Below are 24,327 nucleotides of genomic sequence, written 5' to 3' on the forward strand. Positions count from 1 at the left end.
CGAGCGTCTTTAACGGAGCTAGTAAAAATTTAGCTCGATAGACTACGTGTCTTATCTTCGCTAAATTTTTACGTCGCTTCTGCTTGCAGTTGCGACCGCAAAGGAAGCAAAGCCCTTAAATCCATCTCGCAATACTTCGTCTTATCGTTCTTGCGTTCAAATTTGCAAATTTGACCCACCGAGACCCGTACCCTGAAAATGCTAAAATTTAAAACTCTATACAAAGAAATCAAAGCTGTAACCTCAAATTTAACTAATCCAAATTTAGCATCTTAAAGGCGCAAGTCTCGGTGCGTAAAATTTAGAAATATCTCCATGCAAAAATATGATTTTCGCTTCGCTTGTAAAAAATATATAAATTTTACCTTAAGAAATATTTTTCTAAGGCTAAAGTGTGTAAAATAGTCGCAAAATTTTGAAAAAGCTTGTTCAAAGAGCGAAATTTATACGCAAAATGCGGATTTTGAGAGTAAAATCAGAAAAATTCTTTGAAAGGAAGTTAAATGAAAACTACATCTTTGGCATTAGCCGGGTTGCTTTTCGCGTCTGCGCTGGGCGCAAAGGAGTTCGTATCTATCGGTACGGGAGCGATGACGGGCACGTATTATCCAGTCGGCGGAGCGATATGTCGCCTCGTAAATAAAGATCCGCAGATGAAATGCTCGGTGCAATCAACCGGCGGCTCGGTCTACAACGTAAATAACGTGCTAAAAAAAGAGCTAAATTTCGGTTTCGTCCAAAGCGACGTGGTTTATGATAAATTTAACGGCGTAGGCAAATTTGAAGGTAACGGCGATCAAAACCTACGTGCCGTCGTCTCGATCTACCCTGAGCTTCTCGCGTTCGTCGTATCAAAATCAAGCGGTATAGGCTCTATAAACGACCTCGAGGGCAAAGCGATAAACGTCGGCAACCCCGGCAGCGGCAACGAAATGACCGCGCTTGGCGTGTTTAAGGCATTTGGCTTTGACGAGAAAAAGCTAAAACATCACGGCGTACTCACAGCAGGTGAGTGCCCGCACGCGCTAAAAGATAAGAAAATCGACGGCTACTTCTACATGGTCGGTCACCCGACGGCCAATATCACCGACGCGGCAAACTCGCTACCTATCGACATCGTGAACATCGAGGGCGAGCAAGTGGATAAGATGATAGCTGCGATGCCGTATTTTGCCAAAGGAACGATACCAAAAGGCACCTATGAGGGCGTGGATCACGACGTAAACAGCATCGGCGTGAAAGCCGTCCTGGTCACGGATAAGAGCATGAGCGATACTGCGGTAGCTGCGGTCGTAAAGGCCATTTTAGATAACTTCGACGAGTATAAGAGCCTGCACCCGGCACTCGCGTCGGTTACCAAAGAGAGCCTAGTAGAGGGGCTTTCTGCGCCTTTGCACCCGGCCGCCGAGGCTGAGTTTAAAAAAGCTGGCATAATAAAATAAACTAGCCGAGCCGTGCGGGTTAAATTTGACCTGCGCGGCCTATTTTTTAAATTTAAGGGCTTGTTTTTAGTCTTTGAGGATTTAAAATTTGACGCTTTGCTAGCTTTTTAGGCGGCGGTTTTTAAGTCGCTTGTAAGCGTCAAATTTTAGATTTGGCTCATGCGCGAATTTACGGCTGATTTTGTTTGCCGTTTGCAAAATCTGTATCTTTAGGGTGCTGGGTTAAATTTGCCGATAAATTTAAGGTACAAAAGCTAGTCAAATTTAAAAATAAAGCCCGATTTTACGGGCGAAATCGCCAAATTTTATAAAAAGAAAATTTAAGAGGTTAAGAGCAAATATGGATAAAAATCTAAACGAAACACGAACAAATACCGAGTCGACGCAGGAAAAGGAGGAGTTCGTCGAGGTAAAGACGCGCGAGATAAACTCGAACTTTTATATATATTTCACGAGCATTATCTGCTTTGCGTGGTCGGTTTTTCAGCTTTACATCGCGTATTTTCCGATGAACACGACGATGTCGCGCTCGGCGCACCTTGCGTTTGCTATTTGTCTGCTCTTTTTGCTCTATCCGCTCAAAATTCACAAAAAAGCCCACTCCAGCCTGCCGTTTTACGACATCGCGCTCTGTGTTGTGGGCACGCTAGCCGCACTCTATCCGCTTATAGAGTTTTACGCGCTAGCACAGCGCCCGGGAGACTACACGAGCTTTGATATCGCCGTGTCCTGCGTCGCCGTTGTCGTGCTGTTTGAGGCGGGCCGCAGGATCATCGGTCCAGCGCTTCCTATCATCGCGGCGATATTTTTAGCGTATGATTATTTCGGTCAATACATGCCCGACATTATCGCGCACCAGGGCGCTAGCCTAAACAAACTAGCAGGCCACATGTATCTTACGACCGAGGGCGTTTTTGGCGTGCCGCTTGGCGTTAGCGTGAGCTTTATCTATCTTTTTGTCTTGTTCGGTTCGCTTTTGGAGCGCGCGGGAGCGGGGCAGTACTTTATAAATTTAGCCTTTGCACTGCTGGGTAAATTTCGCGGCGGACCGGCGAAAGCCTCGGTTATCGCGTCAGGACTAACCGGCATGGTGAGCGGTAGCTCCACGGCAAACGTCGTTACGGTGGGCACTTTTACGATCCCGCTGATGAAAAAGGCGGGACTAACTAGCACCAAAGCGGGCGCTATCGAGGTGGCTGCGGGCGTAAACGGTCAGCTGATGCCGCCTATCATGGGCGCGGCGGCCTTTATCATCGCCGAGTTTTTGGGCCTTAGCTATACAAACGTCATGATAGCGGCTGTAATTCCGGCATTTGTGTGCTACTTGTCGCTGTTTTTCATCGTGCACCTTGAGAGCTGTAAGCTAGGGCTAAAAGGCATGGAACAGGGCGCAGGTATATCTAAGCTTAAGATTTTCGTGAGCGGTCTGCACTACCTTATCCCGATTTTGGTTTTGCTCTATACCTTGTTAATCGCAAACGAATCTCCGATCTCAGCAGCTTTTAACGCCATTTGCGTGCTATTTTTGATCATCCTTTTTCAAGAGCCTGTTAAAAAAATGGCCCACGGCGAAGACGTCGGCAAAGAGGACTTCATCATCGGCTTTGCGGATATATTTTGGGCGATGGTAACGGCGGCTAAAAGCATGACTACGATCGCGATAGCTACGGGTCTAGCGGGCATCATCGTGGGCTCTATCTCGCTAACTGGCGTCGGTCAAGTGCTATCTGAAGTCGTGGAAAATTTAGCCGGCAACAACATCGTGCTCATCCTATTTCTCACTGCGATAATGTCGCTCATACTTGGCATGGGCTTGCCAACGACGGCAAACTATATCGTCGTTAGCTCGCTAGTCGCGCCTGTGATTTTGTTTTTGGCGCACAAAAACGGCTTTCTCATTCCCGCTATCGCCGTGCATCTTTTCGTCTTTTACTTTGGTATCCTAGCCGACGATACGCCTCCGGTGGGTATCGCGGCATACGCTGCGGCCGGTATCGCCAAAGCAAACCCGGTAACCGTGGGCGTGCAGGGCTTTTTCTATGACCTGCGTACGACGATTTTGCCGTTTTCTTTCGTGTTTAACAACAAGCTGCTTTTGATAGAGAGCGTAGACTCGGCCAATCCAAACGACGCCAAAGGCATAGTGTGGATAACAAATCCGCTCGAGATGGCGCTGATTTTCGGTACGGCGCTAGTGGGTATGTTTGCCTTTTCTTCGGCGCTTCAGGGATATTTCGTTAAACGCGTAAGCATGCTAGAGCGCGCATTACTTTTGTGCGTAGTGCCGCTAACCTTGGTGCCTAATATGTGCGCTAAATATATCCCGTTTATTGCGAACGAATACATTTCTTACGCGATCGGCGTCTCGCTTTACGCGGCGCTGTTTGCATTTCAATGGATACAAAATAAAGCGGAAAAGAGAGCCGGCGTAGGCGCTTAGGGCCTGCGCTTTCTTAAATTTAACCTAGCTTTGTTTTTGTAAATTTAGTGGATATAAGAAAGATAAAACCGGGTTAAATTTAACCGTCAAATTTAACCCGTGTAAGCAGAATTAAAGTCTTTTTGAGCGTTTTAGATCGCTTGCAAATTGGCATCCGAGACTATCGCCTATCTTGCATGCTTTTTCAAAAAGCGCGTAGGCTTCTTTAAATTTTTTCTCCTCTAACAGATACGATCCCGCAGTCGCGCATGAAAAGCCGTCGCCAAGCTCGCAGCCTTTATTTAGCAGCGCACGCGCCTTTTCTTTGTCGCTAGATACGTATATGCCGCCGGCACCCGAGCAAGCCTCTTTAGAGGCTAGTTCGCAGCCTTTTTCGTATAGCTCAAGCGCTTTTTTGGTGTCAGGCAGGATATCTTTGCCCAGCTGATAAAGCGCGCCCAGTTTTGCGCAGGCTAGGCCGTTGTTCGCGTCGCAGGCGACTGCAAATTTCTCGCGAGCCGTTACAAAATTAGAGCTCTCGTAGGCTTTGACGCCGTCCTCAAAATCACCGCCCAAAGCAAAAACCGCGGCAACTAGCATTAGAAGTTTTTTCATTATCTCCCTTTAAATTAAAAATATTCTATTTTAGCATATTTAAAATTATTTTTTGTTTAGCCGTTGTTCTCGCGTTTTGAAATCAGGCATAAGCTCTGCGATGAAGTTATAGAAGCTTTTTTGGTGGTGGGGGTAGATGAGGTGAGCTAGCTCGTGGAGTACGACGTATTCGACTAGCTCGGGTGCTTTTTCGATCAAATTTAGGCTTAAATTTATATAGCCTTTGCGCGAGTTGCAGCTGCCCCAGCGCGTGGCCATTTTGCGCACGACGACGCGGTTTATTTTGCAGTTTACGACTGGAGCGAATTTAGCTATAAAATGCCCGTAAACACGCCTTGCAAAGGCTTTTTTGTAGTTTTCGAGTGCCGCCAAATTTGAAGCGTAAATTTCGCCGTCAAATTTGCGTTCATCCGAGCTTTTAAATCTGGCCACGTCAAGGTGCGGGTTAAATTTGCTAGCGTCAAATTTGCCTTCAAATTTAGCGCCGTAAAGGTACGGGTCTAGCCCGTCCGAGCTCAAATTTAAGCCGTTAAAAATCTCCGAATCGCCTGCAAAGCGTCTTAAATTTACGCCATTTAAATTTGGCTCGAATTTGATACGGTAAACCTCGCCCAGCAGCCTAAACTCGTCCTCGCGCGGCAAATTTGATAGGGTTTTTTCATAAGACGATTTTAGCCAGTCGTAGTTTTTTTGTACGAACTCTAGCGCCTGTTTTTGCGCGGCGTAAAAGGGCAGCGAGACCGAGATCTCGCCGGTTTTAGCGACCTTTAGGCGGGTGGTTTTGATGCCTTTTTTAAAATTTAGCGCGACGTCAAATTCGCCGCATTTTACGCAAACGGTTTTTACACGAGGCGTTTTGATTGCCATTTTCTGCTTCTCCAGCGCCAGGTATTAACAAGACCTCTCAGCCACTCGTCGGCGGTAAATCCGATCCAAACGCCGATGATGCCCATGCCCTGCACGATGCCTAGATAGTACCCCAGCGGCAAGCTCACGCCCCACATAAACACAGCGCCCGTCATCAGCGGAAATTTAGCGTCCCCGCTCGCGCGCAGAGCGTTTACGATTACGATGTTAAACGTTCGTCCCGTCTCAAGCGCGATAGAAAGCGTAAAAAGTGGCAGCATAACGGCCTTTAGCTCCTCAGTCAAATTTAACCGCTCCATGATCTCAAATTTGCCAAAATACGCCACCAAAACGACCGTAAGGCTAGCGATAAAGCCGATACGAAGCGCGCGGAAAGTGCGCGAGTAGGCCTCGTCAAATCTCATCGCGCCGACTAGATGCCCGACGATGACCTCGTTTGCCACGCTGATGCTGGCTCCGCAAAGAAGGATTAAAAGCGTGATCTGAAAGTAAATGGTCTGCACGTTTAGGCTGGCCTCGCCCATGCTCGCTACAAAGCCAAAAGCCACCATATACTGCGCCATCCAGAGTAAATTTTCGCCCGCGCTCGGAAGCCCGACGGATAAAATTTTGCGCAAAATGGCAAACGGCAGGCTAAATAGGCGTTTAAAGAAAATATTAACTTTGGCGTAGCGAGTCAGGATCAAAAATAGCACGATAACGCCCACTAGCCTTCCGACGACGGTCGAAACCGCGACGCCGTAGAGACCGTAGTTTGGCAGTCCTAGCCAGCCAAAAAGCGCGATGGCGTTGCCGCAAAGGGTGATGACGTTCATAAGCAAAGAAACTAGCATAACGGCGGTGGCAAAGTTATAAACGCGAAGCACGGCTGCAAGCACCATGCCGATGCCGTCAAAGGCTAATGCGATACCGAGCATATGCAAGTAGCCAAAACTCTGGGCGCGAAGCTGCTCAGGGACGTTTAAAAGCTCTAAAATCTCAAATCCGAAAAAGTAAATAAAAACCGCGCTACCAAGCCCGATGATAGTGTTAAACGTGATGCTAGCGTGTATGACGCGTTTGGCTAAATTTATATTTTTAGCGCCCAGAGCCTGCGCGACCACGACCGAGCAGCCCACGCTAAGGAAGCTAAAAATGGTCATAAATAGATCCATTATCTGATTGCCCGCGCCCATGGCGCCGACTAGATGGACGCTGACCTTAGTCACCATATAGGTGTTTATGATGAGCGTCACGAAGTGCAAAAACATATCTAAAAATATCGGGATAGTGAGCTTTTTGAGCGATAAATTCATAATTTCTCTTTTGTAACGTGGATTTTAGATAACGTGCGATTATACCCAAATATAAATTTAAAGCGTTTTAAGGCGGAGCTACACGTTTTCCCTGCGAGCAGGCATAATCTTTTTATTAGCTTAATCAAGTATAATTGAAAAAATTTAATCTAAACGGATATCAAATGCACAAAACAAATTTTACGTCACGCTGGGCGTTTATCATCGCTTGCGTGGGCTCGGCTATCGGTATGGCTAACGTCTGGGGGTTTCCTTATAAGGTCGGTACGAACGGCGGCGGCGCGTTTTTGCTCGTTTATCTGTTTTTTGTCGCGATATTTTCCTATGCCGGGCTATCTGCTGAGTACGCTATCGGCAGACGCGCCAAAACCGGCACGCTAGGCTCATACGAATACGCGTGGAAGAGCCGAAATTGGGGCACGTTTGGTAAAATTTTAGGCTGGATACCGCTAGCGGGCTCGATGTGTATCGCTATCGGCTACGCTGTCATCATCGCATACGTTTTAAAGGCGCTATTTCAGGCGATCACAGGCTCGCTGATGACGGTGGATACGAACACTTGGTTTGAGTCCTTTGCGCTTTCGTCCTATTCGGTCGTGCCGTTTCACTTTATCGTCGTTGCAGGCACGCTGTTTACGCTATTTTTCGGCGCGCACAGTATCGAAAAGACAAACAAAATCATGATGCCGCTCTTTTTCGTGCTATTTTTTATCCTAGCTATCAGAGTAGCGTTTCTAGACGGGGCCTTTGGTGGGTATAAATTCGTCTTTCACAGCGACTGGGGCAAGCTAGCCGACCCGATGGTATGGGTTGCGGCGATGGGTCAGGCCTTTTTCTCGCTATCTATCACGGGTTCTGGTATGATAGTTTACGGCGCGTATCTATCAAAGGACGAAGACGTCGTAGATAGCGCGCAAAAAACGGCGATCTTTGATACGATCGCTGCGATGACGGCGGCGCTAGTTATGCTGCCTGCGGTATTTGCTTACGGCATGGATCCTGCGGCGGGGCCTGGGTTACTTTTCGTAACGCTGCCTAAAATTTTACAAGACATGCCGGGCGGTCAAATTTTCGCGATTATTTTATTTACGGCAGTGATTTTTGGCGGCGTGACCTCGCTGCAAAATATGTTCGAAGCCGTCGCCGAGTCGATCATGCACAAATTTCCTAAGCTAAAGCGCGGCGTCGTGCTAATCGCGCTTTGCATAATATGCTTTGGTATCGGCGTAAATATGGAAGCCATAACTAGCTGGGGGCCGTGGATGGACTTTGTGTCGATCTATATCATACCTATCGGCGCGGTGATCGGTGCGGTGTCGTGGTTTTGGGTTATCAAAAAAGAAGAGATCATGGACGAGATAAATACCGGCGCGGCAAAAAAACAAGGCGCGTTTTGGTATTTTACGGGCAGATATATATACGTGCCGATGGCGCTTACGCTTTGTATCATCGCGCTTAGCATGCATATCTCGTTTTAAGGCTCGCGCGTGGCTCTAATCGACCTTATCGACGTTAGTAAAAAATTCGGCCCCAATGAAATTTTAAACAAAATAAGCCTCAGCGTAAACGAGCGCGAGCGTATCGCAATCATCGGTAAAAACGGCAGCGGCAAAAGTACGCTGATGAAGCTAGTCGCGGGCTCGCTAGAGCCTGATAGCGGCAGGCGTATCCTGCAAGGCGGCGTAAAAGTAGAAATGCTCGCGCAAAATCCCAAATTTGACGATGCGGCCACCGTAAAAGACGCGCTAAATTTGGAGTTAAAAGAGATCTTTGACGCGCGTGACGAGTATGCCGCGGTGCTAGAAGCGCTCGGCAGCGATCCGCACAACAAAGAAATAAACGCGAGGCAAGATGAGCTAATCAAATTTATCGAAGCAAAAGACGGCTGGCAGATCGAGCGCAAGATCGAGCGCGTGCTGGAGGAGTTTAAGCTAAAAGAGTACGAAAACCGAGCTGTTGCAAGCCTTAGCGGAGGCGAGATACGCCGCGTGGCTCTGGGCGCTTTGATCCTTAAAAAGCCCGATATTTTGCTACTTGACGAGCCTACGAACCACCTTGACGTTTATATGGTGAGATTTTTAGAGGATATGCTAAAAAGCTCGCGCCAGACGATAGTTTTTATCTCGCACGATCGCTACTTTATCGACGCGCTAGCAACTAGAAGCGTCGAGATCGAGGAGGGCGCGCTGGCGTCTTTTGACGGCGGTTATGCAAACTATCTAGCTAAAAAAGAGGAAATCCTGGCCAGCCTAGCCAAATCTCACGAAACGCTGCTAAAACAGCTAAAAGCTGAGGAGGAGTGGCTACGCCGCGGCGTCAAAGCGCGTCTAAAACGCAACGAAGGGCGCAAAGAGCGAGTGCTAGCCATGCGCGAGGAAGCTAAGAAAAACCCGGGCGTGATACGCCGTGTTAGGCTCGAGCTTGAGCGCGCGAGTAAAAATTTTAATCAAACTCAAAGCGTAAACCGCAAAAAAATGCTATTTGAGATCAAGCAATTAAGCAAAACTATCGGCGGCAAGCAGCTTTTTAGGGATTTTAACGCGCGCGTTTTGCAAGGCGAACGTATCGCGATAGTCGGACGAAACGGTAGCGGCAAAAGTACTCTTATTAAAATTTTACTCGGATTTGAAAAGCCTAGCAGCGGCGAGATCAAGCGAGGCGAAGTGCGAGTGGGGTACTTTGATCAGTCTAGAAGCGCGCTAGACGACGACAAGAGCCTCATCGAGACATTTTGCCCAAACGGCGGCGATCACGTCATGGTGCGTGGTCGAAATATGCACGTTTACGGCTACCTTAAAAATTTCCTATTTCCTAAAGAATTCCTCGATAAACCAATCGGCGTGCTAAGCGGTGGCGAGAAAAACCGCGTGGCGCTCGCGCTGCTTTTTAGCAAGGAGTACGACGTGCTCGTGCTAGATGAGCCCACAAACGACCTTGATATCGCAACTATCAACATCCTTGAGGACTACCTGCAAAGCTTTGAAGGCGCTATCATCATCGTGAGCCACGACCGCTACTTCGTCGATAAGATCGCGCACAAGCTCTGGGCCTTTGAGGGCACGCAAATAGAGGTGTTGCATCAAGAATACAGCGTCTATCTTGAGTTAGAAGACGAATTAGCCGAGCTTGGCAAATTTGAAGCGAGCCTAGCAAGCGAAGCTGAGCAAGCGCAAAAACAAAAGAGCAAAACCAGCGCAAAGCTAAGCTATAAGCAAACGCAAATTTTATCCTCGCATCCCGAAAAAATCGCCGCACTGGAAGCTAAGATAAAAGAGCTAAACGCCGGCCTTAGCGATCCAAAAATCTATCAGCAAATCGGCCTAACCACGCTTTATAACGACCTAGAAGCGGCAAAAAGCGAGCTTGAAACACTAGAGAACGAATACTTTGAAGTCTTAGAAATTGCCGAAAATTTGGATCAAATTTGAAAAAATTTACCAAAATCGGCAGGGTCGGCGGGCTATACACGAGAACGATCAAGCTAAACGAGGCCGTTGCTGTTAGCTTTGAGGTTGGCAGTCAGATATTTAGCGGGACGTTTTCGCCGCAAAAATTTGATCTCGAAACGGGCGACCTAGTCAAAAGGTAGAGTATAAAAAAGACGGCTTTTTAAATAAAATTCTTACCTTTGAGACGCTTGCTAAAAACAACGAAAACGCGAGCAAAAGAGCGAAATTTTTAAACATTTTTGCCTTTATTTGCTTTGTTTGCATTGGTTTGCTGTTATTTAGCGGGATAGTGACCTCGCTTGTTACGAGCAGCGGAGAGTTTGGTTTTGGCGATATTACGACGCTTGCTATACTTTGTACGACCTGCTATCTCGCGGTGAGAGCAGCCGTGTCTAAATTTAAAATTTTGAGGCATTTTGCGTAAAATTTGAGTTCGATAAAAAAAGAGCTTCTAAAAATAGGCGGCACTTTGAAAGATAAAAAACCTATACTACTTTGCTTATTTGCGCTTTTTGCCGTGCTTTTTACGGTATTTTTCATGGTTTACATCGCTAGCTACGAAGAAGAAAACGAATTTACCCAGATAGGTAGCAGCGAATTTTACGCTACGCCGCAGGGTAAAATTTACGCGCTCATCCCAAGCGGAGGCAAATTTGAGCTAGAAGGCGTGCGGGCGGATAAATTTAAGGTCCTTGCGACAGGTGGTTATCGCGGTCGAAACGTCGGCATGGGCGAAAGCGCCGTCTACTGCGGCAATCTAGCTATGAGCGGAGTTAATCCGGCTCGTGCCTGAGCAAGGCGAGCTCGCAACAAAACAAGATTTATATGAAAACAAAGTAAAAAATCATAAAATATATCCTTGTAAAGGTCGTTATGCTAAAAAACTCGTCTTGTTTCGTTTTTTGGCCTCGATAATAATTTAAACGGCTTAATTTAACTTGGATAGCAAATTTGTTTCTTGTTCTAGTAAAAACTGTAGAATAAAATCGTAATTTATCAATAAGGACAAAACGTGAAGAAAATTTTACTTAGCTCGCTAGTTTTTGCGGGTCTTTTACTCAACGGATATGACTTAAATGACGGTATCGGCGAAGAAGTATATCTAAATTCCGTTCAAGAAAACGGAAAATACGGTTTTGCCGACGAAAACGGCAATATAGTAATAAAAGCGCAATACGACAAGGTAGGCGAATTTGAAGACGGGCTCGCGGCTGTTGCTATCCTTAACGAAAAAGAATCAAAAATGGGATTTATTAATACTAAAGGTGAGGTGGTTATACCGATAAAATACGACAACGGCTCAGAGTTTAGAAACGGCGTGGCATTGGTGTTTTTAGATAAAAAATGGGGTGCGGTAAATCGCTTTGGGGATATGGTTTTAAATATGGAATTTGACGATGCAAGACTAGAAGAAGAGATAATAATCGCTGCCAAAGACGGTAAATACGGTATCTATGCAAGAGACGGCAAGGAGCTGATCGCTCCGAAGTATTATATGATAGAAGAATTTAAGGAAAGTGGATTTGCGGTAACGTGGGTAAAAACAAATGACAAAACAAGACACGGCGTCATCTATAAAAACGGCAAAGAGGTGCTTCCTCCAAAATTTGACTATAATCCGATCTTTTATGATGATAAGGAGCAATATCAATTAATAAGCATGGACGGCAAATACGGCGTTATAAATCGTGCGTATGAGATCGTAGTGCCTATAGAGTATGAAAAAGTAGATTTTGATATATCAAATTCCGGAGTTCTTATTTACGGAAAGGATGGTAAAATGGGCTTAGTTGCCTCGGCGGATAAAAAGATCGAGCCGAAATTCGACATGATAGAACTCGATCCTATAAAGAAAAATGTGTTTCATGTTAATGAAAACGGAAAATGGGGGTTATACGGCGAAAATTTAGAGCCGATAGTTGAACCAAAATATAACGAAGCGTTATTTTTTGGCGATCATAACGTCTCGACCTTTGAAGAAAACAAAAAATTTGGCGTGATAGATATAAACGGTAAAATCATCATACCCGCACAGTATTTTATGATTTTTATACATAGTGATGGAATCTACGCTTATCCAAAAAATGACAATAAAACAAAAATATATTTTACGCTTGACGGTAAGCCGAAAAACCTAAAAGAACAATGAAGTTTTATAAAATTAACAAGCATGAAAAATTTGCGTGAGATAAAAATCGACGTTGTAGCAGTCTTTGCTCGTCGCTAGCAAATTTTAATCAAATTTTCGCTAAAATCGGGTCAAATTTAAAAGGAGTGCAAATGAAACTGGGAAATTTTTCCGCAAACTCAAGCCTAAGCAATCAATACCTAGAACAAGCTCAAAATAACAGCGCAAAAGCCCTAAATAACATCTCCGCACAGCGCGCTATAAGCGGTATCGACAGCGCAAATCTAGCTATCGCGGACTCGCTACGCTCTCAAAGCTCCACGCTAGAGCAGGGCGTCGCAAACGCAAACGACGCTATCGGCATCCTGCAGATCGCAGACTCTACGCTAGCAAATATCACGCAAAGCGCCGACCGTATCGGCGAACTATCGGTGAGATATAACGGCGGCATCCTAAACGCTGACCAGCAAAAGATGATAAAAAGCGAGGCGGACGCGCTCGTGGGCGCGATGAGAGAGAGCACGCAGCAGGCGAGCTTTAACGGCAAGAACGTATTTGGCGGGCAGATGAGCTTCCTAACAGGTAATGGTACGGCAAGCGTAAATTTAAACGCGCCCGATTTTAGCGGTATTGATGTGAGTAACGGCGAGAGCGTGAGTAAATTTATCGGTAGCGTAAACGCTCTGCGAGGCGAGATCGGTGCGGCGCAAAACGGCATACTCTCGGGCATCAACGCAAGCCTAACCAAAAACGTTGCGCTAAGGCAAAGCGAGTCGCAGCTGCAAAATAACGACATCGCTAAAAATATAAGCGCCTTTAAGCAAAACGACCTGCAAGCAAATGCCGCGATCCTAGCTCAAGCGCACAATACTGCAAGCTTGCAAAGTCAGTTTAACAGGCTTTTGGGCTAAATTTAGCTGCTTTACATTTTAGCCGCTACGCTCCTTGGCGGCTAAAATGCTTTTGTTTCTTGCTTCTACTTTTGCTATCTAATCGTGCCTTAAATCAATCAGTCAAATTTTACTTACTTTCGCGTCTAATATACTCTCATGCTTTGCGATTAAAATATAAATGCTCGCCAAGTTAAATTTGCCGAGTCGGGCTGCGTACTCGTCAAATTCACCTAAACCCTCCACATTACTTTTGCCAGGATTATCATTATGACACATAAAACAAGGGCGATGACGTGCGAGTATTTGCCAAATGGATCGGGCTTTTTAAGCTTATAGACATAAAAGAGCGATATCGCCGTGATTAGGCACATTAACCCTAGCACGCCGATCTTGGTCGCGAGTAAAATTTGAAACGGACTACCGAACCATCCGTTCTCGCCGCCAAAATAATCCTTTGCCATATAAACGCCACTGATAATCAGGAGTAAAAACGCAGTGCCAAACACCTTTGCGCTGCTTTTGGTGTAGGCTTTTTTGACGCGAGCGAGCGTATCCTCGTCTACGTGCTTTTTGGCAAACGGAAATATACAAACGTCGAAAAATACGTAACCAACGAAGGCTACGGCGCTCAAAATATGAACAATCAGGAAAAATAGATACATTTAAGACCTTTTTTGTTTGATTATATTTAAATCGGTAGCCCAAATGGATGATTTTGGTTAAGGATTGCGCGGAAGAGGGTTAAATTTAAAATTTATCGGCGAAGCGGCAAATTTGCAAAATAAGCGGACAAAAAAACTACTTGAAGTCAAATTTGGATTGGGTAAATTTGAGATAACGAATTTAGAGATTTATAAAAATCCGCCCGTCAAATTTAACGGGCGGGGCAAATTTAAGGGGGCGCAAAAGCTTGAGCCTTAAATTTAAACTTAAAGCCCTTGCCGAAACAAGGGCTAAATTTTACTCAACTTCGGCGTCGATGACGTCGTCGTCTTTTTTCTTGCCGCCGTTTGCTTGCTCGCCAGCAGCGCCGTCTTTTTTATACATCGCTTCGGCTAGCTTGTGGCTGGCTTCGCTTAGAGTTTTGACCTTCGCATCGATCTGCTCTTTGCTCGCATTTTCGTCTTTTAGCGTCTCTTTTAGCTCGTCAAGCGCCTTTTGGATACGCTCTTTGTCCTCGGCTGGGATTTTCTCGCCTAGCTCGTCAAGGCTCTTTTGCGTTTGGTGCGCTAGCGCGTCGGCTTGGTTGCGCGCCTCTACCGCGTCTTTGCGCTTTTTGTCGTCCTCTTTGTGTAGCTCGGCGTCTTTTACCATGTTGTTGATCTCATCCTCGCTTAGACCGCTTGAGCCTGAGATCGTGATATTTTGGGCTTTGCCGGTGGCTTTATCTTTAGCTGAGACCGTTAGGATACCGTTGGCGTCGATATCAAACTCAACCTCGATCTGAGGCACTCCGCGAGGAGCAGCAGGGATGCCTTCTAGGTTAAACTGACCTAAAGACTTGTTGTCGCGGGCAAATTCGCGCTCGCCTTGGAGTACGTGGATCGTGACGGCGCTTTGGTTATCCTCGGCGGTTGAAAATACCTGATTTTTCTTGACCGGGATAGTCGTGCCTTTTTCGATGATTTTTGTCATCACGCCGCCTAGAGTCTCGATGCCTAGGCTTAGCGGAGTGACATCTAGGAGCAACACGTCCTTCACGTCGCCTTTGATAACCGCGCCTTGGATTGCTGCGCCGATAGCTACGACTTCGTCTGGATTTACGCTTTTATTTAGCTCTTTACCAAATGCTTTTTTGACCTCTTCTTGAACTAGAGGCACGCGTGTCGAACCGCCTACCATGACGATTTCTTTTATATCTTTTTTGTCCAGTCCGGCATCTTTTACGACCTCGTTTATCTTGGTGATCGTTTGAGCGACTAGATCCTCTATCATGCCTTCAAATTTTGCCCTAGTTAGCGTCTTTGTGAGGTGTTTTGGGCCAGTAGCGTCAGCTGTGATGAACGGTAAATTTATTGTCGTTTCTTGAGCCGAGCTTAGCTCTTTTTTAGCTATTTCGGCAGCCTCTTTTAGGCGCTGCATAGCCATCACGTCGGTTTTTAGATCGATACCCGAGTCGCTTTTAAATTCGCTCGTTAGCCAATCGATTAAGCGGTTATCGAAGTCATCGCCGCCAAGGAACGCGTTACCGCCAGTAGCTAAAACCTCGACCACGCTATCGCCGGTTTCTAGCACCGTAACGTCAAACGTACCGCCGCCTAGGTCGTAAACCATGATCTTTTCGGCCTCTTTTTTATCTAGACCGTAAGCAAGAGCCGCCGCGGTAGGCTCGTTTATTATGCGAAGCACGTTTAGTCCAGCGATAGTTCCCGCCTCTTTAGTTGCTTTTCTTTGGCTGTCGTTAAAGTACGCAGGTACGGTGATGACGGCGTCCACGACGGTTTCGCCCAGGTAGCTTTCCGCGTCCTCTTTTAGCTTTATGAGTACTTTTGCGGAGATTTCTTGCGGAGTGTAGACCTTGCCCGCGATCTCGATAGCGCACGCGCCGTTTCTATCTACGATGTGGTACGGTAGGCGAGATTTGGCCTCTTGTGCATTTTTCTCGTTGCTCATTAGACCCATTATTCTTTTTATAGAGTAGATGGTTTTTTCAGGGTTTGTGACGGCTTGGCGTTTTGCGCTGTCGCCTACTAAAATTTCGCCCTTGTCGGTAAATGCCACGACCGAAGGAGTAGTATTTTTACCCTCTTTGTTCGGGATTACTTTGCTTTCGCCACGCTCATACACGCTCACGCATGAATTCGTCGTTCCTAGGTCTATACCTATTACTTTTGCCATTGTTTTTCCTTTTTATTAAATTTTTCTTTCAAATTTTACTTCGCTATCGACACCATCGCAGGGCGCAAAACTCTGCCGTTGATGAGGTAACCTTTTTGTATCACTTGCACGATCTTACCTTTTTCCACGTCTTCGCTTTCTACTTGCAGCATAGCATTGTGGAAATTCGGATCAAAGTCCTCGTTCGCTTCGATCGCGGTGATGCCGTTTTTTTCAAAGCATTTTTTAAACTGATCTATCGTTATATAAATTCCTTCTTTTATTTTAGCCGCGTATTCGTCGCCTTCGGTTTCAAAATTTACCGCCATCTCAAGCGCGTCTATCACCGGAAGCAGATCGCGAGCGAATTTCTCGTTCGCATACGTCGCGATGTCCGCTTTTTCCTTTTCGAAACGCTTTTTGATGTTTTCAAAGTCCGCGTTGGCTCTATAATACTTATCCGTTAGCTCCTCGAGCTGCTTTTGAAGCTCGACGTATTTCGCGTCAAGGCCCTCAAAACTGATACTCTCGTCGAAATTTGACGGGATTTGCTGCTCAAGTTCTACGTTTTCATTCTCGTTCATGCCGCCTCCTTTAGGTTGTTTAAAAATCTTTCATAATCATTATAAATACTGCCCGCGCAAAGCATTTTAGCTTCTTTACCCTCGTAATTTACGTCAAGCTTCATGCCTAGGTAACTTTCGCCAAAAAAGACTAAATTTGAGTCAAAAACCATCTCAAAACTAGGGCTTAGCGCGCTTTTAAAGCTCTCGCCGAAAATTTCAAGCGCTATCTTTTCGTTTTCTAAAAAGCGAATTTTGGTGCGCTTTAGCTCGGCTATCTTATTTCTTAGTTCGTTTAGACCCACCTGCATACAGGTAAGCTCGAGTCTGCCCAGGTCTATGCCGATGAGATTGCTCAAAAATTTCTCGACTTTATAGTTAAATTTGAGCACGATCTCGTCCTCGCTAAAGCTCAAAATCAAAAATCTATTGTTTAAATTTAAAACCTCGTTTAGCGTTTGGGTTTTGCTTTCAAAAACCATCGCGTAAATTTCAAATTTATCGCTTAGCAACTTTAGTAGGTTAGGATTTGCGATATCTAGCGTCTCATCGAAATTTAACCTAGCTCGCCAATAATCTCTCATCGTCGCAACCGTCGGTATCCTGCCTCCGCTAACGTGAAACTGAGTAATCGCGCCCTCGTCGGAGAGCTTTTTAAAATAAACCCTAATCGTAGAGGCCGGGATCGACATCCCCATGCGCGAACCAAGCTCGCTAGAGCCGATCGGAGCGTTGTCGCTAAGATAAGCTTGAATGATAGAATCAAGTATCAGATCTCGCTTGCTCACCTTTATCATATTAGCACTCTCTCCTTTAAATTGCTAGGCGCATTATACAACATTGAGCGGATAATTGTCAAGGGCTATAGTTAAAAAAAATTGTTTAGATAACTTTAGTGTAGTTAGCTCAAGGTTAGAAATGTAAAAATTGGGTGTGGTGAGTGGCGCGCGGGAAAAATTGAATAAATTTAATGTAAGAGTAGGTTAAATTTGATTTTATTGCTAGAAATTTTATGAATCTAAAATTTGATGTGTTAAATTTTGAAAAATAATAAGAAGTAAAATTTGAAAGAAAAGCCCCAAATTCGGGGCTTAGGATTATTTATCTCTGAGATTTAGCTCAGCGATAACTTTTGTGTAAGCTGCGTAATCTTTAGCTTTTAGATATTTCATCAAGCGTTTTCTGCGACCTACTATCTTAAGTAGTCCGAGGCGAGACGAGTGATCTTTTTTGTAGATTTTTAGGTGCTCGGTTAGCTCCTCGACCCTTGCTGTCAGCAATGCGATCTGAACTTCCGGAGAACCTGTATCTTTTTCTTTTCTAGCGAATTTCGCAACAATTTCTGCTTTTTTAGCCGAATCCAAAGCCATAATGACCTCCTGATTGGTGAGATTAAAAAAGGCGATTATATCATAAAAATCAAAAAATGCGGCACCTGTTTTAAAAAATATTGATTTAATCAAATTTGCAGATAAAATTTAATAAAATATCAGCAAAAAATTTAAGGGGAATTTATGCTTTTGACAAAAGCGAGCGAATATGCGCTGCTTTCGCTGATTTATATAGCGCAAAAAGACGCTCCCTCGGACGTCGATACGATGTCGGGCGAACTTGAGATATCAAAAAGCTTTTTGGCTAAAATTTTGCAAAATTTGGCCAGAGAGGGCATTTTGGTTTCGTTTAAGGGTGCAAACGGCGGATTTATGCTCGCGCAAAAACCTGAAGAAATCAGCATAAAAAGAATAATCGAAAGCGCAGAAAAGCGTAAAATGGCGGTATTTGAGTGTTCTATCTCGGCCGATAGTTGTGCCTCTAGCAAGGGCGGAATGTGTCAAATCTGGCCGATGTTTAGTGCGCTGCAGTCTAAAATAGACGATTTTTTAGATACAATTACGTTAGCAAATATAATCAAGAAGTAAATTTTGGCAAAACAAAAGCGCAATATCCTAACTCTGGTCGCACCGTTTTTAGAGCCCATCGTAAGGTTTAAGGGGCTCACGATCGTCGGCGTCATAATCGCCATCCTTGCGATCATCATCGTGCCGCTTCCTAGTGCAGTTTTGGACTTTTTTCTTGCGCTTTCCATCTCTATCTCGGTGCTCATCATCCTGATCGCCGTTTACGTGCCAAAGCCCACCGATCTTAGTACCTTTCCGACGCTAATCCTTATCATCACGCTTTTTAGACTCTCTCTAAATATCGCCACTACGCGCATGATTTTAAGCGAAGGGCACAACGGTCCAGATGCCGTGAGCGAGATAATATCGAGCTTCGGGCAGTTCGTCGTAGGCGGCAACTACGTCATCGGCGTGATAGTTTTTACGATCCTAGTTCTTATAAATTTTATGGTCGTTACCAAGGGTTCGACGCGCGTGAGCGAGGTGCAGGCGAGATTTACGCTCGATGCGATGCCTGGTAAGCAAATGGCGATAGACGCCGACTTAAACGCGGGTCTGATCGATGAAAAGACAGCTAGAGAGCGCCGCGAAGCCATCATCGGCGAGGCGAATTTCTACGGTGCGATGGACGGCTCGTCTAAATTTATCAAAGGCGACGCGGTTGCTGGCATCATCATCACGATTATAAATATCGTCGGCGGCTTTCTCATCGGTTCGTTTCAGTACGGCCTAGACATGGCTACCTCGGCGCAAAACTACACGATCCTAACTATCGGCGACGGTCTAGTGAGCCAGATACCTGGCCTCATCACGTCAACGGCTACGGCGATCATCATCACGCGAGCTAGCAAGGATGATGAAAATTTCGCCGAGGGTTCGCTAACGCAGCTGCTAGGCGAATACAAAACGCTTTTGATAGTCGGCTTTATACTATTTATCTTTGCTCTAGTCCCGGGACTGCCGACGCTATCTCTGGGCTTTATCTCGCTTCTATTTTTAAGTATGGGCTATATAATGAAAGAGGTAAAAGAGGGCAAGATAAATTTGACCGCTAAAGCCCAAAGTATAGGCTCTGTGCAGGGCGAGGAAGAAGGGCAAACAGCGCCTAAACCGCCTAAAAAAAGCGAAGAAGAGATCGCCCGTGAAGAAGAAGCTAAGATAAACGATATCTTAAAGCTTGAAATTTTAGAACTCGATCTAGGATATGGTCTGCTAAAGATCGCCGAGACCGATCTCATCGAGCGCATACGAGCGATGCGACGAAATATCGCGGCACAGCTTGGCTTCTTGATGCCAAAGATCCGCATCCGCGACAACCTCCAACTACCGCCAAACGAATACCGCTTCAAACTAAAAGGCGTCGTGATCGGACAGGGGGAAATTTACGCGGATAAATTTCTCGCGATGGATAGCGGGCTAGTTAGCGACAACATCGAGGGCATCCCGACCAAAGAGCCCGCGTTTGGTCTCGATGCACTATGGATCGATGCGAGCGTAAAAGAGGACGCAATACTAAGCGGCTACACGATCGTGGATCCCGCGAGTGTCATCTCCACGCATATGAGCGAGCTAATAAAGCAAAACGCTGCCGAGCTCCTAACCCGCCAAGAGACGCAAAATTTGCTCGACAAGCTAAAATCAGAATACCCCGTCATCGTCGAGGATACGCTGCGCATCGCGCCTATCGGAGTGATTCAAAAGGTGCTAAAAGCGCTACTAAAAGACCACATCCCGATAAAAGATATGCTAAGCATCCTAGAAGCGCTAAGCGACATAGCCGAGGTTAGCAAGAACCTAGATATGATCGTCGAGCATGTCCGCACCGCGCTTGCTCGCGCTATCACTTCGCTTTACGTCGATGAGGGAGGGCGGTTAAATTTCTACGTGATGGAGCCTGCCGCGCAGCAAAAACTGATCGACGCCGTGCAGTATAAAGACGGCGCGTATCACCTAATGATAAACGTCTCGCAGACCTCGGCGATCGTGCAGGCTCTGCGCGAGGCGAGGGCGAAGCGGCCGATCTCGGAATACGGCTCGATGATACTTTGCGTGGAGCCTAGCTTGCGTAAATTTATCGCCGATATCTGCGCGAATTTCGCCATAGATATCACTGTGCTTAGCTTTGCCGAAGTCGCAGCAAATACGCCGTTTGAGACGCTAGGCACGATAGAAATATCAAATTTGTAAGGAATAAAATGACCATCCACCACCTCTCGCACACCGATCTGGACGGATACGGCGCGCAGGTAATAACGAATCACTATTTTAAAAACGTTAAATTTTATAACTCGAACTATGGCAAGGAGATTGACGAGAAATTTGATCAAATTTTGGCTCAAATTTCGGATAAAAACACAGTCTCGGCGGAGTCAAATTTGGGCGGCGGGCAAAACGATATCTCGCAAAATGTGTCCGGAAATCACGGGGAAACCGAAGTGATTAAAAATGACGAAAAAGCGCTTATCCTGATAACGGATCTAAATTTAACCGTGGAGCAGTGCGAGGCCTACGAAAAGGCGCTCGCAAATAAAAACGCTAAAATTTTACTCCTAGATCATCACCAAAGCGGCGCCGAGTGCGCGAGCAAATTTGGCTGGTATTTTTTAGATAGCTCAAGGTGCGCGACTAAGATCACGCATGATTTTTTCGCTAAAATTTACGGCGTAGATGCGAGCCTAAATCACTTTAGCGACGTCGTAAACGCAGTCGACATCTGGCTAAAAGAGGACGTAAATTTTGAAATGGGTAAGGTCGGGCTAGGACTCGTCGCAAACGCAAAAGAGATAAACAAAACGATGTTTGAAGCAGAAAACTCGCGCTATCTTTTTTATCTAATCAAACGAGCGCGGGAGTTTTTCGACGCGGGAGACGACTATGTCGGGCTTGACGAGGCGATTTTTGGATTTAAAAAGGACTTTTTTAAAGAGGATAAAAACGATACGCTAAGCAACCTTATCTCGGCTTTCGTCGTTAAAAAACTAAGCGAAGAAAAAGAGAAATTTAGCATAAAGTATAACGATTTTAAGGGTATTTTGACCTATAATATCGGCAATACTTCCGTTATAGGCAATGATTTTTTAGTCGCAAATCCCGATGTTGATTTTTTCATCGACGTTACGAGCAAAAAGACGCTGAGCTTTCGCGCTAACGGCAAGGTAGACGTCAGCCAGATGGCTAAAAATTTAGTCGGCGGCGGCGGACACGTGAACGCTAGCGGCGGGCTTTTTGCGGGCTTTAAGGATAGCTTTAGCTATGAGAACGTAAAAGCACAGATAACCGACCTAATAACTAAAAAAACGATTTTACAAGGATAGAAAATGAAAGAAATAGAACCTACCGTGGACGAGCTAAGCTACGAGCTTTCGATGATGTTAGAGGCGATGCTTTATTATGCCGGCGTGAAAAAAGATAGGCTACAAGACGCCGCCGAGACCTACATCGAGTGTATCGACGACGCACTGGAGAGCAGCGATGCCGAGGGCGTGGACGAGGTGCTCGAAGTCGTCGAATATATGAAGAAAAAGCACGCTAAATTTTTCAAATGAAAACTCTAGCGCGAATTTTACTTTTTTCGGCTCTGGCGGCTATGCTGGGCGGATGCGTGTTTTTAAACGATCGCGGCGTGACGACGAAGTACTACAACGAGTGCAAGGAGTACTACGACGCGACGGGCGTCTATCACAAAGAGTGCCCTAAAAATATCATCGACTGGACGGAGTGATGAGCTTAGAAGCGGCTAGAGCGGCGAAGGCTAGGGAGCTGGCGGGCAAAATCTACGCACCTTTGATGCGTGAGATAGAGGAGCTGGCGGCTAAATTTACGGAGCGCGAATTTGAGCTTAAATTTGACGATATAGTCGAGATAAGTGCAAATTTAACCCCAGCCCAGCGCGAAGAGACTCTACAAACGGCGCTGAATTTACGCTCGTGGCGCAAGGGGCCCTTTAAGATAGACGATATATTTATCGACAGCGAGTGGAGGAGTTTTGTCAAATTTAACCTACTCGCGCCGCACATGGATCTAGTGGGCAAGGTCGTGGGCGATATCGGCTGCAACAATGGCTACTATCTCTTTCGCATGCTGCCCAAGCGTCCCAAAAAGCTGATTGGCTTTGATCCCGGCGTTATGAGCTTTTTGCAGTTTAAATTCATCGACGCGTTTGCGCGCTCGGGCATAGAGTACGAGCTACTAGGCGTCGAGCATCTGCCGCACTACGGCGTCAAATTTGACGTGCTCTTTTGCCTGGGCGTGCTCTATCACAGAAGCGATCCTGTGCGTACGCTAAAAGAGCTAAAAGGCGCGCTAAATGCGGGCGGCGAGCTCTTTTTGGACACGATGTATCTTGATATGGATGGCGATTTTGCCCTGAGTCCGAAAAATACATACTCAAAGATACCAAACATCTACTTCGTGCCGACTATTAGCGCGCTTTTAAACTGGTGCGAGAGGGCAAATTTTAAAGACGCGCAAATTTTAGCCACAAAGCCGACGGACGCGTACGAGCAGCGAAAAACGGAGTGGATCTTGGGTCAGAGTTTGGGCGATTTTCTCGATCCCGCAGACCCGGCGCGCACGGTCGAGGGCTATCCAGCGCCAAAACGAGCCTATCTAAAACTAAGCGTATAAAAAAGGTGAAAAATGGACGAAAATATCTACGACGACAACAGTAGCGACGGGGTTGTTCTGCCCGAGGACGAGAATCCGTTTCGCAACGAACTAAAAACCTCTCCGAATATAAAAATCAGCTTAAGTGGCGCCGTGACGCAGCTCGAGCCAAACCACGCTAAAACGCGTTTTTTTGCTACAAATGATATGGTTGTCGATAGCGAAGGGCTTATACACAGCGGGTTTGTTTTTTCGGCGGCTAGCTACGCAGCGATGGTGGCGGTAAATGAGACTTTTAGCGTAGTTATCGGAGCTAAAATACATTTTTTTGCTCCGACTAGAGTAAATGAGGCAATCGAATTTGACGCACGCTCGCATTTTAATGAGAGCAAAAAGCGCGAAGTACGAGTGATTGGTAAGACAAGCGATATAAAGGTGTTTGAGGGTACTTTTCAGGTCGTGATTTTGGATGATCATATTTTTAAAATTTACAAAACCAGTTTACAAAGGCAAGCAGCTCAAAGGAAAAACGAAGAAAAGCGTAGGGAAGAGGCAAGGCAAAACGCATAAGCTAAGTCAAATTTGAAAGTATTTTAGGCGGTGCGGTAAAATTTTTGCGCCGCCTTTGTTTTTAAATTTGATTTTTTGCCGTCCTTTTTGGCGACATTTGGGCTAAGTCTGCATAAATAATGCTAAGTTCTCACCTTTAAATTTGTTTTTTGTATGGCTTAACTACTTAAATTTGTAGCGGCTACTTTTAGTTTCTAACAATAAAAGCTAAAATTTACCTTGTTAAATCTTGTCTATTTTCTAGCATGTGTATCCAAAAGTCGAGGTTTGCATGTTCGGCTTTTAGCGTCGTTTTGTCGCCGTGACCTGGATACAATATAAAATCTCCTTGCAAATTTTTACATTTTAGCAAGCTTTGGCGCATATCCTCGGCGTTTGAAAACGGAAAATCATAACGCCCGATCGAGCCTCTAAATAAAAAATCTCCGCTAAAGATAACGTTGTCCACGCGTACCATACAGCATCCTGGCGTATGTCCAGGAAAGTGCATAAACTCGATCTCAAAGTCCTCTATGTTAAATTTAACGTCCTCAAATTTCGCTCCGCCGACGCAAATCGCGTCGTACATCGGCTGCTGACCCGCATCCCAAAGATCGTCATGAAGCATGAAATTATCGTCTTTGTGGATGTAAACCGGAACATTAAAAAAATTTTTTAAGCTAACATTGTCAAGAACGTGATCGAAATGCCCGTGAGTGTTTAAAATAGTGAGTGGCGCGTGTGAATTTTTTACGACAAAGTCATATGAATCTTGACCTGGATCAAT

At 45.6% G+C, this 24,327-nt stretch carries 25 protein-coding genes; 16 read left to right on the forward strand and 9 right to left on the reverse strand.

The features are described 5' to 3' along the window. Positions 1 to 503 precede the first annotated feature (503 nt). Both CSUNSWCD_RS08565 and CSUNSWCD_RS08570 read left to right on the forward strand, forming a co-directional pair. Entirely contained in the window at positions 504 to 1,442 is a 939-nt protein-coding gene (locus tag CSUNSWCD_RS08565; protein ID WP_009495912.1) for a TAXI family TRAP transporter solute-binding subunit, read from the forward strand. A 340-nt stretch (positions 1,443 to 1,782) separates the two neighbouring features. Further along, positions 1,783 to 3,882: a TRAP transporter permease gene (locus CSUNSWCD_RS08570; protein WP_009495914.1), complete on the forward strand. Its 2,100-nt coding sequence runs from the start codon at positions 1,783 to 1,785 to the stop codon at positions 3,880 to 3,882. A 111-nt stretch (positions 3,883 to 3,993) separates the two neighbouring features. On the opposite strand, the gene CSUNSWCD_RS08575 is transcribed toward CSUNSWCD_RS08570, so the two are convergent. The 3 genes from CSUNSWCD_RS08575 to CSUNSWCD_RS08585 are packed head-to-tail and all read right to left on the reverse strand — an operon-like array spanning position 3,994 to position 6,638. Then, complete coding sequence (locus CSUNSWCD_RS08575; RefSeq protein ID WP_009495915.1) at positions 3,994 to 4,476, reverse strand: tetratricopeptide repeat protein; 483 nt, start codon at positions 4,474 to 4,476, stop codon at positions 3,994 to 3,996. A 45-nt stretch (positions 4,477 to 4,521) separates the two neighbouring features. Next, a complete protein-coding gene (locus tag CSUNSWCD_RS08580; RefSeq protein WP_009495916.1) occupies positions 4,522 to 5,343 on the reverse strand; it encodes a M48 family metallopeptidase in 822 nt (273 codons plus the stop codon). Beyond that, on the reverse strand, positions 5,319 to 6,638 hold the full coding sequence (locus CSUNSWCD_RS08585; protein WP_009495917.1) for an MATE family efflux transporter: 1,320 nt from the start codon (positions 6,636 to 6,638) through the stop codon (positions 5,319 to 5,321). The genes CSUNSWCD_RS08580 and CSUNSWCD_RS08585 overlap by 25 nt, the downstream gene beginning before the upstream one ends. Before the next feature lie 164 nt (positions 6,639 to 6,802). Between CSUNSWCD_RS08585 and CSUNSWCD_RS08590 the strand changes: the two genes are divergently transcribed. From CSUNSWCD_RS08590 to CSUNSWCD_RS08610, 6 genes are all read left to right on the forward strand, one after another. Continuing rightward, positions 6,803 to 8,116 (forward strand): sodium-dependent transporter, encoded by a 1,314-nt coding sequence (locus tag CSUNSWCD_RS08590; protein WP_034964721.1) that lies wholly within the window; start codon positions 6,803 to 6,805, stop codon positions 8,114 to 8,116. 9 nt (positions 8,117 to 8,125) lie between these two features. Continuing rightward, positions 8,126 to 10,066: a ribosomal protection-like ABC-F family protein gene (abc-f, locus tag CSUNSWCD_RS08595; protein WP_009495919.1), complete on the forward strand. Its 1,941-nt coding sequence runs from the start codon at positions 8,126 to 8,128 to the stop codon at positions 10,064 to 10,066. Beyond that, complete coding sequence (locus CSUNSWCD_RS11330; RefSeq protein ID WP_009495920.1) at positions 10,063 to 10,227, forward strand: hypothetical protein; 165 nt, start codon at positions 10,063 to 10,065, stop codon at positions 10,225 to 10,227. The genes abc-f and CSUNSWCD_RS11330 overlap by 4 nt, the downstream gene beginning before the upstream one ends. A gap of 329 nt (positions 10,228 to 10,556) precedes the next feature. After that, complete coding sequence (locus tag CSUNSWCD_RS08600) at positions 10,557 to 10,880, forward strand: hypothetical protein (protein ID WP_241091513.1); 324 nt, start codon at positions 10,557 to 10,559, stop codon at positions 10,878 to 10,880. 219 nt (positions 10,881 to 11,099) lie between these two features. Continuing rightward, positions 11,100 to 12,236, forward strand: coding sequence for a WG repeat-containing protein (locus tag CSUNSWCD_RS08605; RefSeq protein WP_009495924.1), 1,137 nt, complete (start codon positions 11,100 to 11,102; stop codon positions 12,234 to 12,236). 131 nt (positions 12,237 to 12,367) lie between these two features. Beyond that, a complete protein-coding gene (locus tag CSUNSWCD_RS08610; protein ID WP_009495925.1) occupies positions 12,368 to 13,126 on the forward strand; it encodes a flagellin in 759 nt (252 codons plus the stop codon). A 212-nt stretch (positions 13,127 to 13,338) separates the two neighbouring features. On the opposite strand, the gene CSUNSWCD_RS08615 is transcribed toward CSUNSWCD_RS08610, so the two are convergent. Beyond that, entirely contained in the window at positions 13,339 to 13,770 is a 432-nt protein-coding gene (locus tag CSUNSWCD_RS08615; protein WP_009495927.1) for a hypothetical protein, read from the reverse strand. 64 nt (positions 13,771 to 13,834) lie between these two features. On the opposite strand from CSUNSWCD_RS08615, the gene CSUNSWCD_RS08620 reads away from it, so the two are divergent. Further along, complete coding sequence (locus tag CSUNSWCD_RS08620; RefSeq protein ID WP_009495928.1) at positions 13,835 to 14,029, forward strand: hypothetical protein; 195 nt, start codon at positions 13,835 to 13,837, stop codon at positions 14,027 to 14,029. Positions 14,030 to 14,068: 39 nt separating this feature from the next. On the opposite strand, the gene dnaK is transcribed toward CSUNSWCD_RS08620, so the two are convergent. The 4 genes from dnaK to rpsO all read right to left on the reverse strand — a co-directional run bounded on the left by dnaK (position 14,069) and on the right by rpsO (position 17,858). Further along, positions 14,069 to 15,946 (reverse strand): molecular chaperone DnaK, encoded by a 1,878-nt coding sequence (gene dnaK / locus CSUNSWCD_RS08625; RefSeq protein WP_009495929.1) that lies wholly within the window; start codon positions 15,944 to 15,946, stop codon positions 14,069 to 14,071. Between the two features lie 35 nt (positions 15,947 to 15,981). Beyond that, entirely contained in the window at positions 15,982 to 16,509 is a 528-nt protein-coding gene (gene grpE, locus CSUNSWCD_RS08630; RefSeq protein ID WP_002946505.1) for a nucleotide exchange factor GrpE, read from the reverse strand. Beyond that, positions 16,506 to 17,285: an HrcA family transcriptional regulator gene (locus CSUNSWCD_RS08635; RefSeq protein ID WP_009495930.1), complete on the reverse strand. Its 780-nt coding sequence runs from the start codon at positions 17,283 to 17,285 to the stop codon at positions 16,506 to 16,508. Before CSUNSWCD_RS08635 ends, grpE begins: the two co-directional genes overlap by 4 nt. Before the next feature lie 300 nt (positions 17,286 to 17,585). Further along, positions 17,586 to 17,858 carry a 30S ribosomal protein S15 gene (rpsO, locus tag CSUNSWCD_RS08640; protein ID WP_002952011.1) on the reverse strand — a complete coding sequence of 91 codons (273 nt, stop codon included), beginning with the start codon at positions 17,856 to 17,858 and terminating at the stop codon, positions 17,586 to 17,588. Positions 17,859 to 18,002: 144 nt separating this feature from the next. Here rpsO and CSUNSWCD_RS08645 point away from each other — a divergent pair, with 144 nt between their 5' ends. From CSUNSWCD_RS08645 to CSUNSWCD_RS08675, 7 genes are all read left to right on the forward strand, one after another. Beyond that, positions 18,003 to 18,407, forward strand: coding sequence for an RrF2 family transcriptional regulator (locus CSUNSWCD_RS08645; RefSeq protein ID WP_002946513.1), 405 nt, complete (start codon positions 18,003 to 18,005; stop codon positions 18,405 to 18,407). Positions 18,408 to 18,410: 3 nt separating this feature from the next. Beyond that, positions 18,411 to 20,573 (forward strand): flagellar biosynthesis protein FlhA, encoded by a 2,163-nt coding sequence (gene flhA / locus CSUNSWCD_RS08650; RefSeq protein ID WP_009495931.1) that lies wholly within the window; start codon positions 18,411 to 18,413, stop codon positions 20,571 to 20,573. Between the two features lie 8 nt (positions 20,574 to 20,581). After that, a complete protein-coding gene (locus CSUNSWCD_RS08655; protein WP_009495932.1) occupies positions 20,582 to 21,700 on the forward strand; it encodes a DHH family phosphoesterase in 1,119 nt (372 codons plus the stop codon). 3 nt (positions 21,701 to 21,703) lie between these two features. Next, complete coding sequence (locus CSUNSWCD_RS08660) at positions 21,704 to 21,931, forward strand: hypothetical protein (RefSeq protein ID WP_009495933.1); 228 nt, start codon at positions 21,704 to 21,706, stop codon at positions 21,929 to 21,931. Beyond that, positions 21,928 to 22,107 carry a hypothetical protein gene (locus tag CSUNSWCD_RS08665; protein WP_009495934.1) on the forward strand — a complete coding sequence of 60 codons (180 nt, stop codon included), beginning with the start codon at positions 21,928 to 21,930 and terminating at the stop codon, positions 22,105 to 22,107. The genes CSUNSWCD_RS08660 and CSUNSWCD_RS08665 overlap by 4 nt, the downstream gene beginning before the upstream one ends. Before the next feature lie 65 nt (positions 22,108 to 22,172). Continuing rightward, positions 22,173 to 23,012: a tRNA 5-methoxyuridine(34)/uridine 5-oxyacetic acid(34) synthase CmoB gene (gene cmoB / locus CSUNSWCD_RS08670; protein ID WP_341871754.1), complete on the forward strand. Its 840-nt coding sequence runs from the start codon at positions 22,173 to 22,175 to the stop codon at positions 23,010 to 23,012. Positions 23,013 to 23,024: 12 nt separating this feature from the next. After that, the gene (locus CSUNSWCD_RS08675) at positions 23,025 to 23,561 is read left to right on the forward strand and encodes a Hot dog fold protein HP0420 (protein ID WP_009495936.1); all 537 of its coding nucleotides are present in this window, start codon (positions 23,025 to 23,027) and stop codon (positions 23,559 to 23,561) included. 214 nt (positions 23,562 to 23,775) lie between these two features. Here the strand turns inward: CSUNSWCD_RS08675 and CSUNSWCD_RS08680 are convergent. After that, positions 23,776 to 24,327 (reverse strand): MBL fold metallo-hydrolase (locus CSUNSWCD_RS08680; RefSeq protein ID WP_244263921.1); only part of this gene is annotated, 552 nt, incomplete at its 5' end.

The sequence above is a fragment of the Campylobacter showae CSUNSWCD genome, from assembly GCF_000313615.1.
In the GTDB taxonomy this organism is placed as follows: Bacteria; Campylobacterota; Campylobacteria; order Campylobacterales; family Campylobacteraceae; genus Campylobacter_A; species Campylobacter_A showae_A.

What these genes read in the sequence shown, in the direction of transcription:
- CSUNSWCD_RS08580 (WP_009495916.1), bottom strand. Translation starts at nt 5,343, where the DNA reads ATGGCAATCAAAACGCCTCGTGTAAAAACCGTTTGCGTAAAATGCGGC.
- CSUNSWCD_RS08585 (WP_009495917.1), bottom strand. Translation starts at nt 6,638, where the DNA reads ATGAATTTATCGCTCAAAAAGCTCACTATCCCGATATTTTTAGATATG.
- grpE (WP_002946505.1), bottom strand. Translation starts at nt 16,509, where the DNA reads ATGAACGAGAATGAAAACGTAGAACTTGAGCAGCAAATCCCGTCAAAT.
- CSUNSWCD_RS08635 (WP_009495930.1), bottom strand. Translation starts at nt 17,285, where the DNA reads ATGATAAAGGTGAGCAAGCGAGATCTGATACTTGATTCTATCATTCAA.
- CSUNSWCD_RS08655 (WP_009495932.1), top strand. Translation starts at nt 20,582, where the DNA reads ATGACCATCCACCACCTCTCGCACACCGATCTGGACGGATACGGCGCG.
- dnaK (WP_009495929.1), bottom strand. Translation starts at nt 15,946, where the DNA reads ATGGCAAAAGTAATAGGTATAGACCTAGGAACGACGAATTCATGCGTG.
- CSUNSWCD_RS08575 (WP_009495915.1), bottom strand. Translation starts at nt 4,476, where the DNA reads ATGAAAAAACTTCTAATGCTAGTTGCCGCGGTTTTTGCTTTGGGCGGT.
- CSUNSWCD_RS08565 (WP_009495912.1), top strand. Translation starts at nt 504, where the DNA reads ATGAAAACTACATCTTTGGCATTAGCCGGGTTGCTTTTCGCGTCTGCG.
- CSUNSWCD_RS08660 (WP_009495933.1), top strand. Translation starts at nt 21,704, where the DNA reads ATGAAAGAAATAGAACCTACCGTGGACGAGCTAAGCTACGAGCTTTCG.
- CSUNSWCD_RS08610 (WP_009495925.1), top strand. Translation starts at nt 12,368, where the DNA reads ATGAAACTGGGAAATTTTTCCGCAAACTCAAGCCTAAGCAATCAATAC.
- CSUNSWCD_RS08645 (WP_002946513.1), top strand. Translation starts at nt 18,003, where the DNA reads ATGCTTTTGACAAAAGCGAGCGAATATGCGCTGCTTTCGCTGATTTAT.
- CSUNSWCD_RS08590 (WP_034964721.1), top strand. Translation starts at nt 6,803, where the DNA reads ATGCACAAAACAAATTTTACGTCACGCTGGGCGTTTATCATCGCTTGC.
- CSUNSWCD_RS08570 (WP_009495914.1), top strand. Translation starts at nt 1,783, where the DNA reads ATGGATAAAAATCTAAACGAAACACGAACAAATACCGAGTCGACGCAG.
- CSUNSWCD_RS08615 (WP_009495927.1), bottom strand. Translation starts at nt 13,770, where the DNA reads ATGTATCTATTTTTCCTGATTGTTCATATTTTGAGCGCCGTAGCCTTC.
- cmoB (WP_341871754.1), top strand. Translation starts at nt 22,173, where the DNA reads ATGCGTGAGATAGAGGAGCTGGCGGCTAAATTTACGGAGCGCGAATTT.
- CSUNSWCD_RS08665 (WP_009495934.1), top strand. Translation starts at nt 21,928, where the DNA reads ATGAAAACTCTAGCGCGAATTTTACTTTTTTCGGCTCTGGCGGCTATG.
- CSUNSWCD_RS08675 (WP_009495936.1), top strand. Translation starts at nt 23,025, where the DNA reads ATGGACGAAAATATCTACGACGACAACAGTAGCGACGGGGTTGTTCTG.
- rpsO (WP_002952011.1), bottom strand. Translation starts at nt 17,858, where the DNA reads ATGGCTTTGGATTCGGCTAAAAAAGCAGAAATTGTTGCGAAATTCGCT.